This window comes from Sulfuricaulis sp. (assembly GCF_041499725.1).
GTDB lineage: Bacteria > Pseudomonadota > Gammaproteobacteria > Acidiferrobacterales > Sulfurifustaceae > Sulfuricaulis.
On sequence record NZ_JBGQKW010000065.1, the window covers coordinates 1 to 16,169 of the forward strand.

Annotated in this window: 18 protein-coding genes; 15 read left to right on the forward strand and 3 right to left on the reverse strand. The window is 59.9% G+C overall.

Features of this window, described 5'->3' with window-relative positions; translation table 11 throughout:
* The 7 genes from secF to ACC569_RS10775 form a co-directional block, all read left to right on the forward strand.
* A partial coding sequence (gene secF, locus ACC569_RS10745; protein ID WP_372523526.1) for a protein translocase subunit SecF occupies positions 1-826 on the forward strand: 826 nt, incomplete at its 5' end.
* Between the two features lie 622 nt (positions 827-1,448).
* A complete protein-coding gene (locus ACC569_RS10750) occupies positions 1,449-1,934 on the forward strand; it encodes a hypothetical protein (protein WP_372523527.1) in 486 nt (161 codons plus the stop codon).
* 105 nt (positions 1,935-2,039) lie between these two features.
* Complete coding sequence (locus ACC569_RS10755; protein WP_372523528.1) at positions 2,040-3,419, forward strand: hypothetical protein; 1,380 nt, start codon at positions 2,040-2,042, stop codon at positions 3,417-3,419.
* Positions 3,420-3,593: 174 nt separating this feature from the next.
* Complete coding sequence (gene glyA, locus ACC569_RS10760; RefSeq protein WP_372523529.1) at positions 3,594-4,862, forward strand: serine hydroxymethyltransferase; 1,269 nt, start codon at positions 3,594-3,596, stop codon at positions 4,860-4,862.
* A 47-nt stretch (positions 4,863-4,909) separates the two neighbouring features.
* A complete protein-coding gene (gene nrdR / locus ACC569_RS10765; RefSeq protein ID WP_372523530.1) occupies positions 4,910-5,473 on the forward strand; it encodes a transcriptional regulator NrdR in 564 nt (187 codons plus the stop codon).
* Positions 5,470-6,570 (forward strand): bifunctional diaminohydroxyphosphoribosylaminopyrimidine deaminase/5-amino-6-(5-phosphoribosylamino)uracil reductase RibD, encoded by a 1,101-nt coding sequence (gene ribD / locus ACC569_RS10770; protein ID WP_372523531.1) that lies wholly within the window; start codon positions 5,470-5,472, stop codon positions 6,568-6,570. Before nrdR ends, ribD begins: the two co-directional genes overlap by 4 nt.
* Before the next feature lie 10 nt (positions 6,571-6,580).
* A complete protein-coding gene (locus ACC569_RS10775) occupies positions 6,581-7,237 on the forward strand; it encodes a riboflavin synthase (protein WP_372523532.1) in 657 nt (218 codons plus the stop codon).
* A 5-nt stretch (positions 7,238-7,242) separates the two neighbouring features.
* On the opposite strand, the gene ACC569_RS10780 is transcribed toward ACC569_RS10775, so the two are convergent.
* Positions 7,243-7,833 (reverse strand): hypothetical protein, encoded by a 591-nt coding sequence (locus tag ACC569_RS10780; RefSeq protein WP_372523533.1) that lies wholly within the window; start codon positions 7,831-7,833, stop codon positions 7,243-7,245.
* Between the two features lie 20 nt (positions 7,834-7,853).
* Positions 7,854-9,137, reverse strand: a complete 1,284-nt coding sequence (locus tag ACC569_RS10785; RefSeq protein ID WP_372523534.1) for a serine/threonine-protein kinase — start codon at positions 9,135-9,137, stop codon at positions 7,854-7,856.
* A gap of 238 nt (positions 9,138-9,375) precedes the next feature.
* Between ACC569_RS10785 and ribBA the strand changes: the two genes are divergently transcribed.
* The 8 genes from ribBA to tsaB all read left to right on the forward strand — a co-directional run bounded on the left by ribBA (position 9,376) and on the right by tsaB (position 15,825).
* The gene (gene ribBA / locus ACC569_RS10790; protein WP_372523535.1) at positions 9,376-10,548 is read left to right on the forward strand and encodes a bifunctional 3,4-dihydroxy-2-butanone-4-phosphate synthase/GTP cyclohydrolase II; all 1,173 of its coding nucleotides are present in this window, start codon (positions 9,376-9,378) and stop codon (positions 10,546-10,548) included.
* Positions 10,545-11,021, forward strand: coding sequence for a 6,7-dimethyl-8-ribityllumazine synthase (gene ribE, locus ACC569_RS10795; RefSeq protein ID WP_372523536.1), 477 nt, complete (start codon positions 10,545-10,547; stop codon positions 11,019-11,021). The genes ribBA and ribE overlap by 4 nt, the downstream gene beginning before the upstream one ends.
* Before the next feature lie 9 nt (positions 11,022-11,030).
* Entirely contained in the window at positions 11,031-11,471 is a 441-nt protein-coding gene (gene nusB, locus ACC569_RS10800) for a transcription antitermination factor NusB (RefSeq protein ID WP_372523537.1), read from the forward strand.
* A 295-nt stretch (positions 11,472-11,766) separates the two neighbouring features.
* Entirely contained in the window at positions 11,767-12,726 is a 960-nt protein-coding gene (gene thiL / locus ACC569_RS10805) for a thiamine-phosphate kinase (protein ID WP_372523538.1), read from the forward strand.
* 88 nt (positions 12,727-12,814) lie between these two features.
* Positions 12,815-14,014, forward strand: a complete 1,200-nt coding sequence (purT, locus tag ACC569_RS10810; protein WP_372523539.1) for a formate-dependent phosphoribosylglycinamide formyltransferase — start codon at positions 12,815-12,817, stop codon at positions 14,012-14,014.
* A gap of 14 nt (positions 14,015-14,028) precedes the next feature.
* Positions 14,029-14,460 carry an HIT family protein gene (locus ACC569_RS10815; RefSeq protein WP_372523540.1) on the forward strand — a complete coding sequence of 144 codons (432 nt, stop codon included), beginning with the start codon at positions 14,029-14,031 and terminating at the stop codon, positions 14,458-14,460.
* Between the two features lie 306 nt (positions 14,461-14,766).
* Positions 14,767-15,111, forward strand: coding sequence for a DUF4870 family protein (locus ACC569_RS10820; RefSeq protein WP_372523541.1), 345 nt, complete (start codon positions 14,767-14,769; stop codon positions 15,109-15,111).
* Positions 15,112-15,144: 33 nt separating this feature from the next.
* Complete coding sequence (gene tsaB / locus ACC569_RS10825; protein ID WP_372523542.1) at positions 15,145-15,825, forward strand: tRNA (adenosine(37)-N6)-threonylcarbamoyltransferase complex dimerization subunit type 1 TsaB; 681 nt, start codon at positions 15,145-15,147, stop codon at positions 15,823-15,825.
* A 13-nt stretch (positions 15,826-15,838) separates the two neighbouring features.
* On the opposite strand, the gene ACC569_RS10830 is transcribed toward tsaB, so the two are convergent.
* Positions 15,839-16,169 (reverse strand): kinase/pyrophosphorylase (locus tag ACC569_RS10830; RefSeq protein WP_372523543.1); only part of this gene is annotated, 331 nt, incomplete at its 5' end.

Here is a 16,169-nt window from a genome sequence, read left to right on the forward strand (position 1 = left end):
GAAGGGCCTGAATTTCGGCGTCGATTTCACCGGCGGCACGGTGATGGAGGTCAATTACCGTCAGGCGGCGGATGTTCCGCAGATTCGCGATTCGCTCGCCAAGCTCGGCTATCATGACGTCTCCGTGCAGAATTTCGGCACTTCCCGCGACGTTCTGATCCGCCTGCCGCTCAGGAAAGAGACGTCCAGCGCCAAGCTGTCCGATGCGGTCATGGAGTCCCTGCGCCAAGCGGACCCTGCTGTCGAACTACGCCGCACCGAGTTCGTCGGCCCCCAGGTCGGCCGGGAGCTGGTGGAGAACGGCGCGCTGGCGCTGCTGTTCGTCTCCATCGGCATCGTGCTCTACCTCTGGTTTCGCTTCGAGTGGAAATTCGGCGTGGCGACGATTATTGCGAACCTCCATGACGTCGTCATCATCCTCGGCTTCTTCGCCTTCTTCCAGTGGGAATTCTCGCTCACGGTGCTGGCCGCGGTGCTCGCCATCTTCGGCTATTCGGTGAACGAGTCGGTGGTGGTGTTCGACCGCGTGCGGGAAAATTTCCGTAAGCTGCGCAAGCATACGGTACCGCAGATCATCGACAACGCCATCACGCGCACGATTTCACGCACCATCATCACCCACGGCTCCACCCAGCTTGCGGTGCTGTCCATGCTGTTTTTCGGCGGCGAGACGCTGCATTACTTCGCCCTCGCACTCACCATCGGCATCCTGTTCGGCATCTATTCCTCGGCGCTGGTGGCGAGTCCCATCGTCATGTGGCTCGGCGTCGCGCGCGAGGACCTGATGCCCGTGAAGAAAGAAACGCTCGAAGACGGCCGTCCCTAGCGCGCTCAAAAAAGATTTTCCACCGACTCTCCCTCTCCCGCTTGCGGGAGGTGAGGCGGATACAGGGAAAGGTCCAATGGACCTTTACCCCGCTGAACGGGCGTGCATGATTCTTGTACGCCCCGACGCGAGCAAGGGGTGAGGGCCGCAGCCCACCCACGGCGGGAAATCCTTTCCTTCTTTCAGCATTCCGCCATAACGCAATCCTCCCGGCACCTGACAGCCATTTCGCGCCGACGTTAACGCCGCTGTCGATGTGTTTTGCACCAATTTAGTTCAGCGCGCGGCGCGATTCCCGCTGCTGGTGCAGCGCGTTCGTGCGTGTACCGCGACGCCGTCCTTAATTACTTGAAACCGCATTGGTTTTTCATCGCGCATGGTTGGCACACGGGTTGCTATGACTGCCAGGGAGTACACAAACGCACCATGCATACCGGGAGTCAGAGCGATGCAGCACAACGATAGGGACGAGGCCGTGCCGTCGGACGTTGAGGGAAAGCCATGTTCACGCAAACCATGATACAGAATCTGGGCGCGCTCAAAGTCGGATGGTATTGGTTATCGATGATGTTAGTGCACGGTATAGGCAGAGTCAGGAAACTCAAGCAGGAGGAGTAGCGCCATGCGCTCACGGTGGCTGCAAATCCGTGGCGATCCCTCCGTGCGCCAGTTCGTGTTCGAGCAGGCGCGCGTGCCGAATGAATTCGACAAGCGTCTCGACGAAGTGCTCGCGCGCGTCGAGGTGCTGATCCTGGGGCACGGCGTGTTTCACGCCAAGATGCACTTCTCCACCGGACAGGTGACCCTGTGGCTGCTCAACGACCCGCTACGCTACCGCGTGCACGTCAAGGAAGAGTTTCTCGATCCGGGCATCTGCCTGGCCTATCAACGCTTGCCCTATACGCAAGAAGCGATTGTTCCCACACTGGAAATCCCAAAAGTCTTGGCCGAATTCAAGCGACTGCGCATGCAGGATAATCATATCTACCTGCGCTCGGCCTCGCTCAACGTGGTGAACGGTCTGGTGGGGCTGAATTTTTCCTGTGACGGCAGTCATTATCTCAACTACGCGGAATTTCTGACCCAGGCCGGTAAACTCTACGTCTGATCTACATGTATCCGGCGTGCGTGGATTTGCCGTGAACGCCATGAAATAATGTCCTCGCCCGCGAGCCCAGCGCGGGCTGATCCTGCCACCGGAAAGGAGCTGACGATGATTCATGGATTCGCGCGGGCGTTGTTGGGGCTTTTCCTTCCATTTATTCTTTTGATTCCCGGTTGTTCGAAACCATTCGTTTATCCCGAGGATGAACGATCGCAGGCCGAGCCGGTGCGCTCGGCCGACTGGATCGCGGTGTTGCCGGAAGGTGAAATTCGCCGTCAGGTCGTGCTGGGATGCACCCCCTGCCATCAGATCGGGCCGCCGGTGGCGTATCGCAAGACGCTCGAAGAGTGGCGCGAGGTCATCGGCCGCATGAAAAAGATCGATGACGACCTGGATCTTTCTCTCATCCGACTCGACGCCGAGGAACTCGCGCAATGGCTGGCGGCGAACGCCAAATTGCCCAAGCATGGACGTTATATCGCGACCGCGAAGGCCGATATCCGCGAATACCCGGTTGGCGTCAAGACCGGTTTCTATCACGACATGGCGGTGAGCGCGGGACGGGCATGGATCGCGGATTACTTCGGCAACAAACTCTACGGAGTGGATATCGACACCGGCGCGGTGGATAGCTTCGACCTTCCCGTCAACGTCGCGCCGGGCAAGCCGGGCGGCGCGCACCAGATCGATACCACGCGCGACGGCATGATCTGGATCACTTTCACCAAGGCCGAACAGGTGATCCGCTTCGATCCGGCCAAGAAGGAATTCAAGGTTTACTCAGGGTTCGAGAAGGGCGGCAATGTCCAGTATTTCGTGATGGATGCCGATCGGTATGTTTACGAAGACAAAGATGGCGGCATCTGGATGACGCATTTCTCGCGCGTCATGCTGAGCCGGCTGGACCCGAAGACGGGCGAGATCAAAAAGTATCGGACCGCGCCGCATCCGCGCTTGACTGAAAAGGGCGTGCACCTATACGCCGCCGTGGCCGACAGTCAGGGACGCCTGTGGTTCACCGAGACCCACGGTAACCGCTTCGGCATGCTCGACCCGCGCACCGGCGAGGTGACGGTGAAAGACATGCCGGAGAAATGGGCCGGGCCCAAGCGGCTGGCCATCGACAAGGACGACGTGCTGTGGATACCGGAACTCGCGACCGGGAAAATCACGGTGTACGACACGCGCGCGGACAAGATCGTGGACCGGCTTACACTGCCGATCGCCGGCGACTTTCCCTACGGCATTCGCCGCAATCGCTACACCGGCGATTTCTGGATCACCGGTTCGGGTTCCGACAGTCTTTACCGGCTGAACCCGAAGACCAAGGCGATTACGATCTACCGCCTGCCGCGCCGCGGCGCGTACACACGCACCGTGAGCTTTACCGACAGCGGCGATATCTGGACGAACTACGCCTCATTCCCGAACGCGCACACCCAGGTTCCGTTTGATGCCGGCGTGGTAATTCGATTGCGGCCGCAATAGACCTGCCTGACTCAGTGACGTTTCCCGAGGGCTTCATGCTCCCTGCGCGGCGTGTTCCGCGTCCACCCATGCATCGCCGGTCATAATCGTATATCCTAGGCGGCTTTTCAGGCCGCTTATCTCCCGTTATCGGACAGGAAGGGCGGTACGCAACGGACAGGAGCAAGGGTTTTAATGTTTACGAAAGACATGACCATCAAGGGTTTCGATGACGAGCTGTGGACCTCGATCCAGAACGAGTCCCGCCGCCAGGAAGATCACATCGAGCTGATCGCCTCCGAGAACTATGCCAGCCCCCGGGTGCTGCAAGCCCAGGGTTCGCAGCTCACCAACAAGTACGCCGAGGGTTATCCGGGCAAGCGCTACTACGGCGGATGTGAGTATGTCGACGTCGCCGAACGTCTGGCCATCGAGCGCGCGAAACAATTGTTCGGCGCCGCCTATGCCAACGTGCAGGCGCATTCCGGTTCGCAGGCGAACGCTGCGGTGTACATGGCCCTGCTCAATCCGGGCGATACCATCCTGGGCATGAGCCTGGCGCACGGCGGGCATCTCACGCACGGCGCCAAGGTGAATTTCTCCGGCAAGATTTACCATGCCGTGCAGTACGGCGTGAGCGACAAGACTGGAGAGATCGATTACGAACAGGTCGAGCGGTTGGCGAACGAGCACAAACCGAAAATGATCGTGGCGGGTTTCTCCGCCTATTCGCGTGTTGTCGACTGGGCGCGTTTCCGCCGCATTGCGGACAGCGTCGGTGCATACTTGTTTGTCGATATGGCGCATGTCGCCGGCCTGGTCGCCGCGGGTATTTATCCGAATCCGGTGTCAATCGCCGATGTCACGACGACTACTACGCACAAGACGCTGCGTGGACCGCGCGGCGGTATTATTCTCGCGAAGGCCAACCCCGAGATCGAGAAGAAGCTCAATTCGACAATCTTCCCCGGCACGCAGGGCGGTCCATTGATGCACGTGATCGCCGCCAAGGCAGTGGCGTTCAAAGAGGCGCTGGAGCCGGCGTTCAAAACTTATCAGCAGCAGGTTTTGAAAAATTCGCGCGCCATGGCCAAGGTGATGATGGACCGTGGTTACAAGGTGGTTTCCGGCGGCACGGACAATCACCTGTTTCTGGTCAGCTTCATCGAGAAGGGCATTACCGGCAAGGACGCCGAAGCGGCGCTGGGTGATGCCAATATCACGGTGAACAAGAACGCCGTGCCCAACGATCCGCAGTCGCCGTTTATCACCAGCGGCATCCGCATCGGCACGCCGGCCATCACCACGCGTGGCTTCGGCGAGAAGGAGGCCCGCGAGCTGGCCGGCTGGATCGCCGATATCCTCGATCATATGGGTGACACGGCCGTACGTGCCGCCGTTCGTGCCAAAGCGCAGGATATCTGCCGGCGGTTTCCGGTGTATGAGGCCAGCGCTAGCCTTTAGCCGGGTGGGCGGTTCGCCTTTCAGCCGCTGCTTGCTACTATTCCGCTATGCGCTGCCCGTTCTGTTCCGCCGATGAAACCCGTGTCGTCGACTCGCGGCTTTCCGACGAAGGCGATTCCGTGCGCCGCCGGCGCGAGTGCGAGGTCTGTGGCGAACGATTCACGACCTTCGAGCGCGCCGAGTTGCGTCTGCCCCAGATCATCAAGTCTGACGGTCGGCGTGAGCCGTTCAACGAAAAAAAACTGCAAAATGGTTTATCACGCGCGCTGGAAAAGCGCCCGGTGGATACCGACGCGATCGAGAAAATCATCGGACGCATCCGTCACAAACTCATGGCCAGCGGCGAAGGCGAGGTACCCTCGCGGAGAATCGGCGAATGGATCATGGAGGAGTTGAAGGATCTCGATCCGGTGGCCTATGTGCGCTTTGCCTCGGTCTACCGCAGTTTCCAGGACCTCAACGCCTTCCGCGAGGAAGTGCAACGTTTGCAGAATGAACCGAGCGCCGAGACCCGGCGCAAGCAGCTTTCACTGATCCCCGAACCGGAGACGCCACCCAAGCCAGGTCCGGCCCAGGACAGAAAGTCGCAGACGGCAGGAAAAAAATCATGACAACCTCTGCCGCCGATGCGCGCTTCATGGCGCGCGCCCTGCAGCTCGCTCGTCGCGGGATGAATACCACCGATCCCAACCCGCGCGTCGGTTGCGTGATCGTGAAGGACGGGAAAATCATCGGCGAAGGCTGGCATGAGCGCGCCGGTGAGCCGCATGCCGAGGTCAATGCGCTGAATCAGGCGGGAAAAATTCACGCACACAGCGCCGGCGTGTACGTGACGCTCGAGCCCTGCTGTCATCAGGGTCGCACGCCGCCCTGCACCCAGGCGCTTATCAAGGCGGGCGTGACGCGGGTCGTGGCGGCGATGCGCGATCCGAATCCGCATGTCGCGGGCAAGGGGGCCAAGGAGCTGGAAAGCCATGGCATCCGGGTGGATGTCGGGCTGATGGAGAAGGAGGCCGAGGCGCTCAATCCGGGATTCGTGAGCCGCATGAAGCGCGGCCGGCCTTATATACGCGTAAAACTCGCGGCCAGCGCCGATGGACGCACCGCCATGGCCAACGGCGAGAGCAAGTGGATTACAGGCGAAGCCGCGCGCGCGGACGTGCAAAAATGGCGTGCGCGCAGTTCGGCGATCCTCACCGGGGTAAGTACGGTGCTTGCGGACGATCCTTTGCTTGATGTGCGCGCGATGAACATCGGTCGTCAACCGCTGCGCGTGGTGGTGGACAGCCGTTTGCGGATGCCGACCACGGCGCGCATGCTGCGCGGCGCGGGCAAGACGTTGGTGGTCACGGCGAGTCAGGACATGGCGTTGACGGAGAAATTGAAAAAAGCCGGTGCCGAGGTTGCCGACATGCCCACGCGGGAGAAGACCGTGGACCTGGAGACGCTGATGAAGCATCTGGCTTGGCTGGAGATGAACGAGGTGCTGGTCGAGGCGGGTGCCATCCTGAGCGGCGCGCTGTTGCGGGCGAACCTGGTGGATGAGTTGGTGCTCTATTACGCACCGAAAATCATGGGGAATAACGAGCGCGGGATGTTTGCGCTACCGCCGTTGGCACGCATGATGGATCGGGTTAATCTTGAAATCAGGGATGTGCGAGCTATCGGGAAAGACTGGCGGGTGATTGCGAAGGTAAGCGAAAAGTAGTGGTCAAGTCATGTTCACGGGAATCATTCAATCGGTCGGAAAAATCGCCGCGTTCGAAGCCAGAGGCGACGATGCACGTATGCGCATCGCCTACGGGAAACTCGATATGTCGGATGTAAACACCGGTGACAGTATTGCCGTCAGTGGCGTCTGCCTGACGGTGGTCGAACATTCCGCCGCGGGTTTTGCGGCGGATACCTCCGGCGAAACCCTGTCACGCACGACGCTGGGTCGCCTGCATAACGGCGATGCCGTGAATCTTGAAAAGGCCCTGACGCTGTCGACCCCGCTGGGTGGGCATCTGGTGAGTGGCCACGTGGACGGGGTGGGCGTTGTGGTCAATCGCCGTGAGGTGGCCCGGTCGGTACAGTTCCGGATCAAGGCGCCGGAGGCACTGGCAAAATATATCGCGGATAAAGGTTCTGTTTGCGTGGATGGCGTGAGCCTGACCGTCAATGTCATTCACGGCGCGGAATTTGAGGTCAATATCGTTCCGCACACACTGACGGAAACCACGCTGGGCCTTATCAAAGCGGGTTCAGAGGTCAATATCGAAGTGGATCTTGTGGCGCGCTATCTGGAGCGACTCATGCTCGGCGAGCGCGCGGCACAGAGAGGATCAGAGATCACCCGCGAGCTTCTTGTCCAGCACGGGTTCATTAAATAGCCGGTTTATCGCCGCGACAGAACCTGGAAACTCGCGCTGGTTTTGGTGAGCACAATGGCCTGCGATTTCTTTTTCGTTTTCAACACGAGCTTGCTGACGATGCGGTATTTCCCCAACGGTGTGTTTTCGGGAATCGGCAGCAATGTCTCTCCCGTGTAGTAGCCGCTGGTGCGGAGCCGGTCGCCGACGGATTCTTTCTTGGTCGCGATCAGCGTGCCGTCGGAGGTGTAGATTTCGCGGACTTCTTCCAGCGTCCGGTTCAGGCGGGCGCTTTGCTGCAGATATATTTCCTTGTGGATCGTGAGATGACGGCAGGGCTTTACCTTGGGCGGATCGAGATGTATCCGGTACAGGCGGACCATGGCATTCGCGCCACGGGGCAACGGCTTAAAATTCTTGGCGGCCGTTTCCGAATCCGGCTCGGAAAATTGATATTGCGTACTGTAGTCGGTGTCTTTCCGGTTCGCTTCGAATTGCTCACAGGTTTCACCGCGAAATGTCGCGCAGCCGGACGCGATCAGGCTTAATCCGACGAGAATTACCGGCACAAACCGGCGTGGGTGGATGCGGCGCTGGGCGCGTGTCATGTCAAACAACGGTGATGCTCCGTGATGATTCAGCTGCCCCAGGCCTGACGCAATGTTTCATATCTGTTGCGGGGGTTTTTGGCTGCGAACTGCTTTGACCCGGTGGTTTTGGGCGCCATGGGAACCGACTGTGTGTGGGCGGTTATAGCCGATTTCCGCTGCGCGGCTCTTTGATCGGCGGCATTGGCGGCAAGGATATTATCCTCCGGCGATTTGTGTAACGGATAGATATCGAGCGCCAACACCAGCAGCAATGCCATGGCAGCCAGGGCAAGATCAGGCCATACACCGCCCCAGACACGTTGCCCCGCGGATTCTTGCCGGCGCTTCCAGGGGCGGCGATTTTCGATGCCACTGCTGCCGAGAGGAGCTTGGCGGCGCTCCACGAGACCGAGTCCGAGGAGGGTGGTACGGAATTCGGCGGCAGTCTGGAATCGCCGATTCGGGTCTTTTTCCATTGCCTTGAGGATGACCGATTCAAGCTCGCGCGGCAGTCGGCGCTGGAATTCCTTCGGGCTCGGTGGATTTTCCTGCACGTGCGCGTGCATGAGCGCGTAATCGCTGCGACGCTCGAAAGGCAGTCGTCCGGTGACGGCTTCGAACAGGCTGATGCCGAGCGTATAGATATCGGAACGGCAGTCGGTTTCCCGGCCGTTGATCTGCTCGGGGGATATATAGAGGAGTGTCCCGACCATGATGCCGTTCTGCGACGGGTCATGGTTGTCCATGAGCCGCGCGACTCCGAAGTCCATCAACTTGATCGCGCCGTCGTGGGTGATGAAGATGTTGCTTGGCTTGAGATCGCGATGCACCACGCCCATCTGGTGGATGTGTTCCACGCCGCGCAGCGCCTGATCGAAGATGCGTATCGCCTCGGAAATGGACAGCGGGCCATAATGGCGCAGGCGGCTTTCGAGCGTCTCGCCTTCCACGTATTCGAGCACCAGGATCTCTCCGGCGGGATGTTCCATCATTTCGTACAACGTGATGATGTGGGGGCTGTTCAGCCGCGCCTGTGCCTGCGCCTCGGTGTGAAACCGCTTGAGATATTCGGAGTGTTTGCAAAGCTGCGGCGGCAGCACCTTTAGCGCCACGGTCCGGTTCAGTTCGGTATCATGGGCGCGGTACACCACCCCCATGCCGCCGACGCCCACGCGGCTCAGCGTCAGATAACGTCCGACCATGCTGCCGGGCTCGAGCACCTCCGTCGCCGGCTCATCGCCCGGGCGTGCCGCCGCGACCTGTGCCCGCCGTTCGGTGAATCGACCGGATATAATGACGGTGCTTTGCAGCTTGTCAGCTTTGGCGGTCATGGGTTTTTATATCTGGATCAGGGGAAATCCTGCGGATGCCGCCCTCCCTGGCAGTACCCGCTTACTCTTTAAAGTATGGTGTGTGTTTGGAGAAACGCATGACGAGGCAGGACGGAAGACCAAGAAGCCCCGACAGGCGGCGACCCCGGGTTTAAGAGCTTGATCTGGCTGAGATCAGCGCATCCGGTGCGAAAATAGGTGATAATACACGCCCAATCCCGGAATTTTTAATGGATTTATGCCGATTAGCCCGGTAACCGAGATTATTGACGAGATAAAACGCGGTCGCATGGTCGTTCTGATGGACGATGAAGACCGCGAAAACGAAGGCGACCTGGTGATGGCCGCCGTGCATGCGCGTCCGGAAGACGTCAATTTCATGGCGCGTTATGGCCGCGGCCTGATTTGCCTCACCCTGACCCAGGAGCGTTGCCGCCAGTTGCAATTGCCGCTCATGGTCAGCGACACGCATCACCGGCGCGTGACCAATTTCACCGTTTCCATCGAAGCGGCGGAGGGCGTCACCACCGGCATTTCCGCCGCCGACCGCGCGTGCACTATCCAGGCCGCGGCCAAAAGCGACGCCAAGCCGAGCGATATCGTACAGCCGGGGCATATCTTCCCGCTGATGGCGCAGCGCGGCGGCGTGCTGGCGCGCGCCGGACACACCGAGGCCGGCGTGGACCTCGCGCGTCTGGCGGGGCTGGAATCCGCGAGCGTCATTTGCGAGATCATGAATGAAGATGGCACCATGGCGCGTCTACCCGAACTGGAAGAGTTCGCCGGGCGGCATGGTCTCAAGATAGGCACCATCGCCGATCTCATTCGCTATCGCACGGAGCATGAATCCACGATCCAGCGTGTCGGTGAATGCCTGATGCCGACGGAATTCGGCGACTTTCGCGTCGTGGCCTTTCATGACGACATCGGCGATGCCGTGCATCTGGCGCTCGTCCGTGGCGATATCCACCGTGACCGGCCGGTGCTCGTGCGGGTACATGTGCAGGAAAGCCTGCTGGATTTGGTCACCACGGCGCATCGCGCCGGTTCATGGACGCTGCACGAGGCGCTGGCGCTTGTCACGGAGGAAGGCGCCGGTGTCGTGGTTATCCTGCAACAGGAAGAAACGCCCGCCGCTCTCGTACAGCGCATCCGGCATTTTCAGGAACAGGGCAAGGCATTAGAATCGAACAGCGGCAAACCGGGGCGCGCCGAAATGCGTACCTACGGCCTCGGCAGCCAGATTCTCGCCGACCTTGGTGTGGGTAAGATGCGCGTGCTGGGCCATGCCATGAAAGCGCCGGGGTTGTCCGGCTTTGGGCTTGAGATTGTAGGATACATCGAGGGCGGTAACGCGCCATCCGCACAGGATCATCACCGACACAACAAAGAAAAAAAGGCATCCCGATGAGTGACGTAAAGAACATAGACGGCGATTTGATCGCGCGCAGCGCGCGTTTCGGCATTGCGCTCGGACGCTTCAACGGTTTTATCGGCGAACGGCTGCTCGAGGGCGCGATCGATACGCTCGTGCGCCACGGCGCCGAGGCGGCCAACATCGAAGTCGTGCGCGTGCCTGGCGCGTTCGAGATGCCGCTGGCGCTCAAGGTCATGGCGGCATCCAAGAAATACGACGCGCTGATCGCGCTGGGCGCGGTGATCCGCGGCGAGACACCGCATTTCGAATACGTCGCCGGTGAATGCGCCAAGGGCGTGTCGCAGGTAAGCATGCAGTTCGATCTGCCGGTGGCTTTTGGCGTGCTGACGGTGGATACTATCGAGCAGGCGATCGAACGCGCCGGCACCAAGGCCGGCAACAAAGGCGTGGATGCTGCGTTGACCGCCATCGAGATGGTCAATCTGCTCAAGAAACTGCGCATCTGAGAGGACATCATGAACAAGGGCAGTCGTCACAAAGCGCGCCGCGCCGCCGTGCAAGCCCTGTACCAGTGGCATCTGACGCAGCAGGCGCCGGGCGACATTGAAGATCATTTCATTCTCGACCACGAGATGAATGGTATCGACGTCGAGTATTTTCACCATCTGGTGCGTGAGATACCACGGCACATTCACGAGCTGGACGATCACATCTCCCCGCATCTCGACCGCAAGCTGAACGACGTGGATCCGGTCGAGCTCGCGTGTCTGCGCATCGGCACCTACGAGTTCGAGTTTCACCCCGAGATTCCCTACAAGGTCATCCTGAACGAATCCGTGGAACTCGCCAAAACCTTCGGCGCCGAACATGGCCACAAATACGTCAACGCCATTCTCGACAAGGTCGCCGCCGGTCTGCGCGCCAACGAAATCAAGGCCGCCCATTCCGCGGCCTGAGTGTTCTCTGGAGGATGGTTTGGAAGTCTCGCCTTCAGGGTGGGGCATGTTTATATATTCCCTCTCCCCGCCAGCGGGGAGGTGAGGCGGAGATATCGTGAATGTCCAGTGGACATTCACGCCGCCGAACGGGTGCAAATGATTCTCTTGCACCCCGGCGGGAATAATTTAGGGTGAGGTAATTACACCCTCAACCCCACCCCTTCTCCCTCAAAGAGAGAAGGGGGCGAGCCGAAGCGCGCTACGCGCGCGTTCTTTCACTCGGGGAGAGGGTGAGTCGGTCAAAACATCCAAAATGACGGAATTCGAGCTGATCCGCACTTTCTTCGCGCGCCAGCCGGTGTCACGCGCCGACGTGGCCGCCGGCATCGGCGATGACGCGGCGTTGCTGCGCCCGCCCGCCGGCCAGCTGCTCGCCGTGACCTCCGACCTGCTGGTATCGGGTGTGCATTTTCTACCGGACGTCGAACCTCGCTCCCTCGGTCACAAAGCCTTGGCCGTCAATCTCAGCGATCTCGCGGCCATGGGTGCGGAACCGGCATGGTTCCTGTTGAATCTGACAATGCCCGAAGCAGACGCACGATGGCTTGAGCGATTCTGCGAAGGGATGTTTGATCTGGCGCGCGCCTACAACGTACAACTCGTGGGCGGCGATACCTCGCGCGGACCGCTGGCGATCGGGATCGAGGCGCATGGTTTCGTGCCGGAAGCCGCGGCATTGCGGCGCTCCGACGCCAAGATTGGAGACCGGATTTATGTCACCGGCACCCTCGGCGATGCGGCCGTGGCGCTGCAACACCGACTGGGAAAACAGCGACTGTCCGAGGACGATTTCGCCGCGGTGGCCGAGCGTCTCGACCGGCCCACTCCGCGCGTGCGCGAAGGGTTGTCGCTGCGCGGCTTGGCGCACAGTGCGATCGATATTTCCGACGGCCTGCTGGCGGATCTCGGGCATATCCTGGAGTTGAGCCGGGTCGGCGCACGGATATTTCTCGATAAAATACCGCTGTCGCCAGTCTGTCAGGCGCATGTGGGGAAATCCGGATGGGAAGCGCCACTTGCCATGGGTGATGATTACGAACTGTGCTTCACCGTCCCGCCCAAAAATATTGGCGCACTGGAGAAACTTCAATTTACTTGCGGGTTTCATTGCATCGGCGAGATCGAAGCGGAACCCGGTCTGCGTATCGTGGATGAATCGGGCCGGCTTTACGATCCGCTGTTTACGGGCCACGACCACTTTGCCGGGAAATAAATAGACAGGATTAACAAGATTAAAAACTTAAAAAGCTTTTTCTTTAATCTCGTAAATTCTGTGAATTAGTTTTTCAAAGGAAGAAAAAATGAAAATCGGCACACCACTGAGCCCCAGCGCCACGCGCGTGATGCTGTTGGGAGCGGGAGAATTGGGCAAGGAAGTGATCATCGCCTTGCAGCGGCTGGGGGTCGAGGTCATCGCGGTGGATCGTTATCCCCACGCGCCGGGTCACCAGGTCGCGCATCGCGCGCACGTGATCAACATGGCGGACGGCGCCGCCCTGCGCGCGCTGGTGGAGCAGGAGCGTCCGCATATTATCGTGCCCGAGATCGAGGCCATCGCCACGGACATGCTGGCGGAGATCGAGCGCGACAAGCTTGCCGAGGTCATCCCCATCGCGCGTGCGGCGCAGCTCACCATGAACCGGGAGGGCATCCGGCGGCTCGCGGCCGAAACGCTGGAACTGCCGACCTCGCGTTATGCCTTTGCCGCCAGCCTCGGCGAGCTGAAGGAGGCGATCGACGGCGGAATCGGGTATCCCTGCATCATCAAGCCGGTGATGTCGTCGTCGGGTAAGGGCCAATCCACCGTGAACAGCCCGGAGGACGTCGCCAAGGCCTGGGACTACGCCATGAGCGGCGCGCGCGTGAATCAGACGCGGGTGATCGTCGAGGAGACGATCAAATTCGATTACGAAATCACGCAATTGACGGTACGCGCCGTCGGCGATTCCGGCCAGGTCGAGACGTTCTTCTGCGACCCCATCGGGCATGTGCAGATCAAGGGTGATTATGTCGAGTCCTGGCAACCGCAGCCGATGAGCGCGAAGGCGCTGAATCGGGCCCGCGAGATCGCCAGGAAAGTTACCGATAATCTCGGCGGACGCGGGATATTCGGCGTCGAGTTGTTCGTCAAGGGTGACCATGTCTGGTTCAGCGAGGTCAGCCCGCGCCCGCATGATACCGGCATGGTGACCATGATCAGCCAGGTCCAGAACGAATTCGAATTGCACGCGCGTGCGATTCTGGGATTGCCGGTCTCGACGGCGCTGCGCGCACCGGGTGCGAGCGCGGTGATTTACGGCGGCATGGACGCCAAGGGCATCGCGTTTGAAGGCGTGGACGAGGCGCTGCGCGTGCCGCAATCGGACCTGCGTCTGTTTGGCAAGCCGGAGGCGTTCACGCGCCGGCGCATGGGCGTGGCCCTCGCCAACGGTGCCGATACGAACGAAGCCCGCGCGCGCGCCAAGCTCGCGGCCTCCAAGGTCAGGCCGGTCAAGGCCTGAACCGGATGCTGGCGATGACAGACTGTCCGCTTTGCCGGCCTGACAAGGAAACCGTGCTGTGGAGCGATACTCGCTGCCGGGTGATACTGGTGGACGATCCGGATTACACCGGTTTCTGCCGCGTAATCTGGCAACAGCATGTGAAGGAGATGACGGATCTGTCCGATGCGGAGCGTGTCCGTTTCATGACCGTGGTATTCGCCGTCGAGCAGGCATTGCGCGAGTCGATGCATCCCGACAAGATTAATCTCGCTTCGCTCGGCAATCAGGTGCCGCATCTCCACTGGCATGTGATTCCACGGTTCGCCGACGACGCGCATTTTCCCGATCCGATCTGGGCAACGCGTAAACGCGATCCCCGGGCGATCAGGGCGGACCAAACCCGCTTGGCGGAGCAACTGAAACGGCGGCTGGGTGATTTGCGCCAGATGAAGACGAGACGCTGAGGCACATGGGACGAAAACTTCTCTTCGCGTTTGTCTTGTGGATGGCATTTGCCTTGAGTTTTTTGCAATCCATAATCGTCATTGTCGGCTGGTGGAACGGTGAATTGCACGCTGGCCAGTGGGAATGGTTGTGGATCGGTTTATTACCGGTTTGGATATTCATCTTCTTCCGTTATTATTCGATATTCCGACCGGGATGCCGCGCCTGCCTCCCGCCGGAGCATGAATCGCCGCACCACCAGCCAGGTACGGGAGCGCCATGAGCACGCCAATAAATGACAGGACGAGCGCAGCAGGGCTTCCTTTATGACGCCGAACGACAGCCTTCAGCCCGATCTCCAGTCCCTGAAGAATATCGCCACGGCGGTCTATGCCTTGCAGGCGGTGAGCTTTCTGCTCGTGATCACCTATTTTATTGCGGTGATACTCAATTACATCAAGCGTGATGACGCGCGCGGGACTTGGCTCGAGTCGCATTTCCGCTGGCAGATACGTACGTTCTGGTTCGGTCTGCTATGGTTCGCGCTCGGTGGTTTGACGTTCTTCATCGTCATCGGCTGGTTCATCCTGTTTGCCGCATCGTTGTGGCTGATTTACCGCATCCTCAAGGGGTGGCTGAACCTCAATGATGGCAAGCCGATGAACGCCTGAGCCGCAAAAATTCACGAGTAACCGATTTTTGTATTGCCCAAATTGAAAATCCTCGCACTGGATGCCTCCACCGAAGCCTGTTCCGTTGCATTGTGGACGGATGGCGAAGTGCGGGAGCGTTTTGAAACCGGCAGCCGGCATTCGGAACGCATTCTTCCCATGGTGCAGGAAATACTGGCCGAGGGCGGTCAGGTGTTGACGCAACTGGATGCCATTGCCTTCGGACGCGGGCCGGGATCGTTCACGGGCTTGCGCATCTGCGCTGGTGTCGCACAGGGACTGGCTTTCGGCGCGGATCTGCCGGTGGTTCCGGTATCCTCGCTCGCGGCCCTGGCACAGGGAGTCGATGCCGCACGCGTGCTGGCGGCATTCGACGCGCGCATGCATCAGGTGTACTGGGGCGCTTACGTCCGTAACGCGCAAGGAATGGCCGAATCCATCGGCGAGGAAAAAGTGCTGACGCCAATGCAGGTACCGGTACCCGATGACGCCGGATGGGTTGGCGTCGGCAGTGGCTGGGATCAGTATGCCGCGGTGCTTACGGTGCGCCTGAAGAATCGTGTGGCCGCATGGCGCACGCAAAGTTTCCCCCGCGCCCGTTTCGTGGCGCAGCTCGGCGTTTATCTGTATGAAAAGGGGACGGCACTGACACCGGAGCAGGCGCTGCCGGTTTACCTGCGCGATAATGTGGCCGCAAAGCAAACAAGGACCTGAGTGATTTTTTCTACTAGCTTTTAACTTGCTTGATCAATCCCGTGGCATGGAGAATGGAAATGGCGATCTCCTCCACCGACTTGGTCGTGGTGTCGAGGACCGGGACCTGCGCCTGGCGCATCAGGGCTTCGGAGGCACGCAGTTCGCTGCGGCAGTTTTCCAGCGAGGCATAACGGCTTCCCGGCTTGCGTTCGTTGCGGATTTTCGCCAGCCGTTCGGCATGGATGGTCAGGCCAAACAGCTTGGAGCGATGGGGAAGCAAAGGTTTCGGCAGCATCTGGTCAGAAAAATCATCGGGCGTAAGCGGATAGTTGGCAGCGTGGATTCCATACTGCATGGCGAGA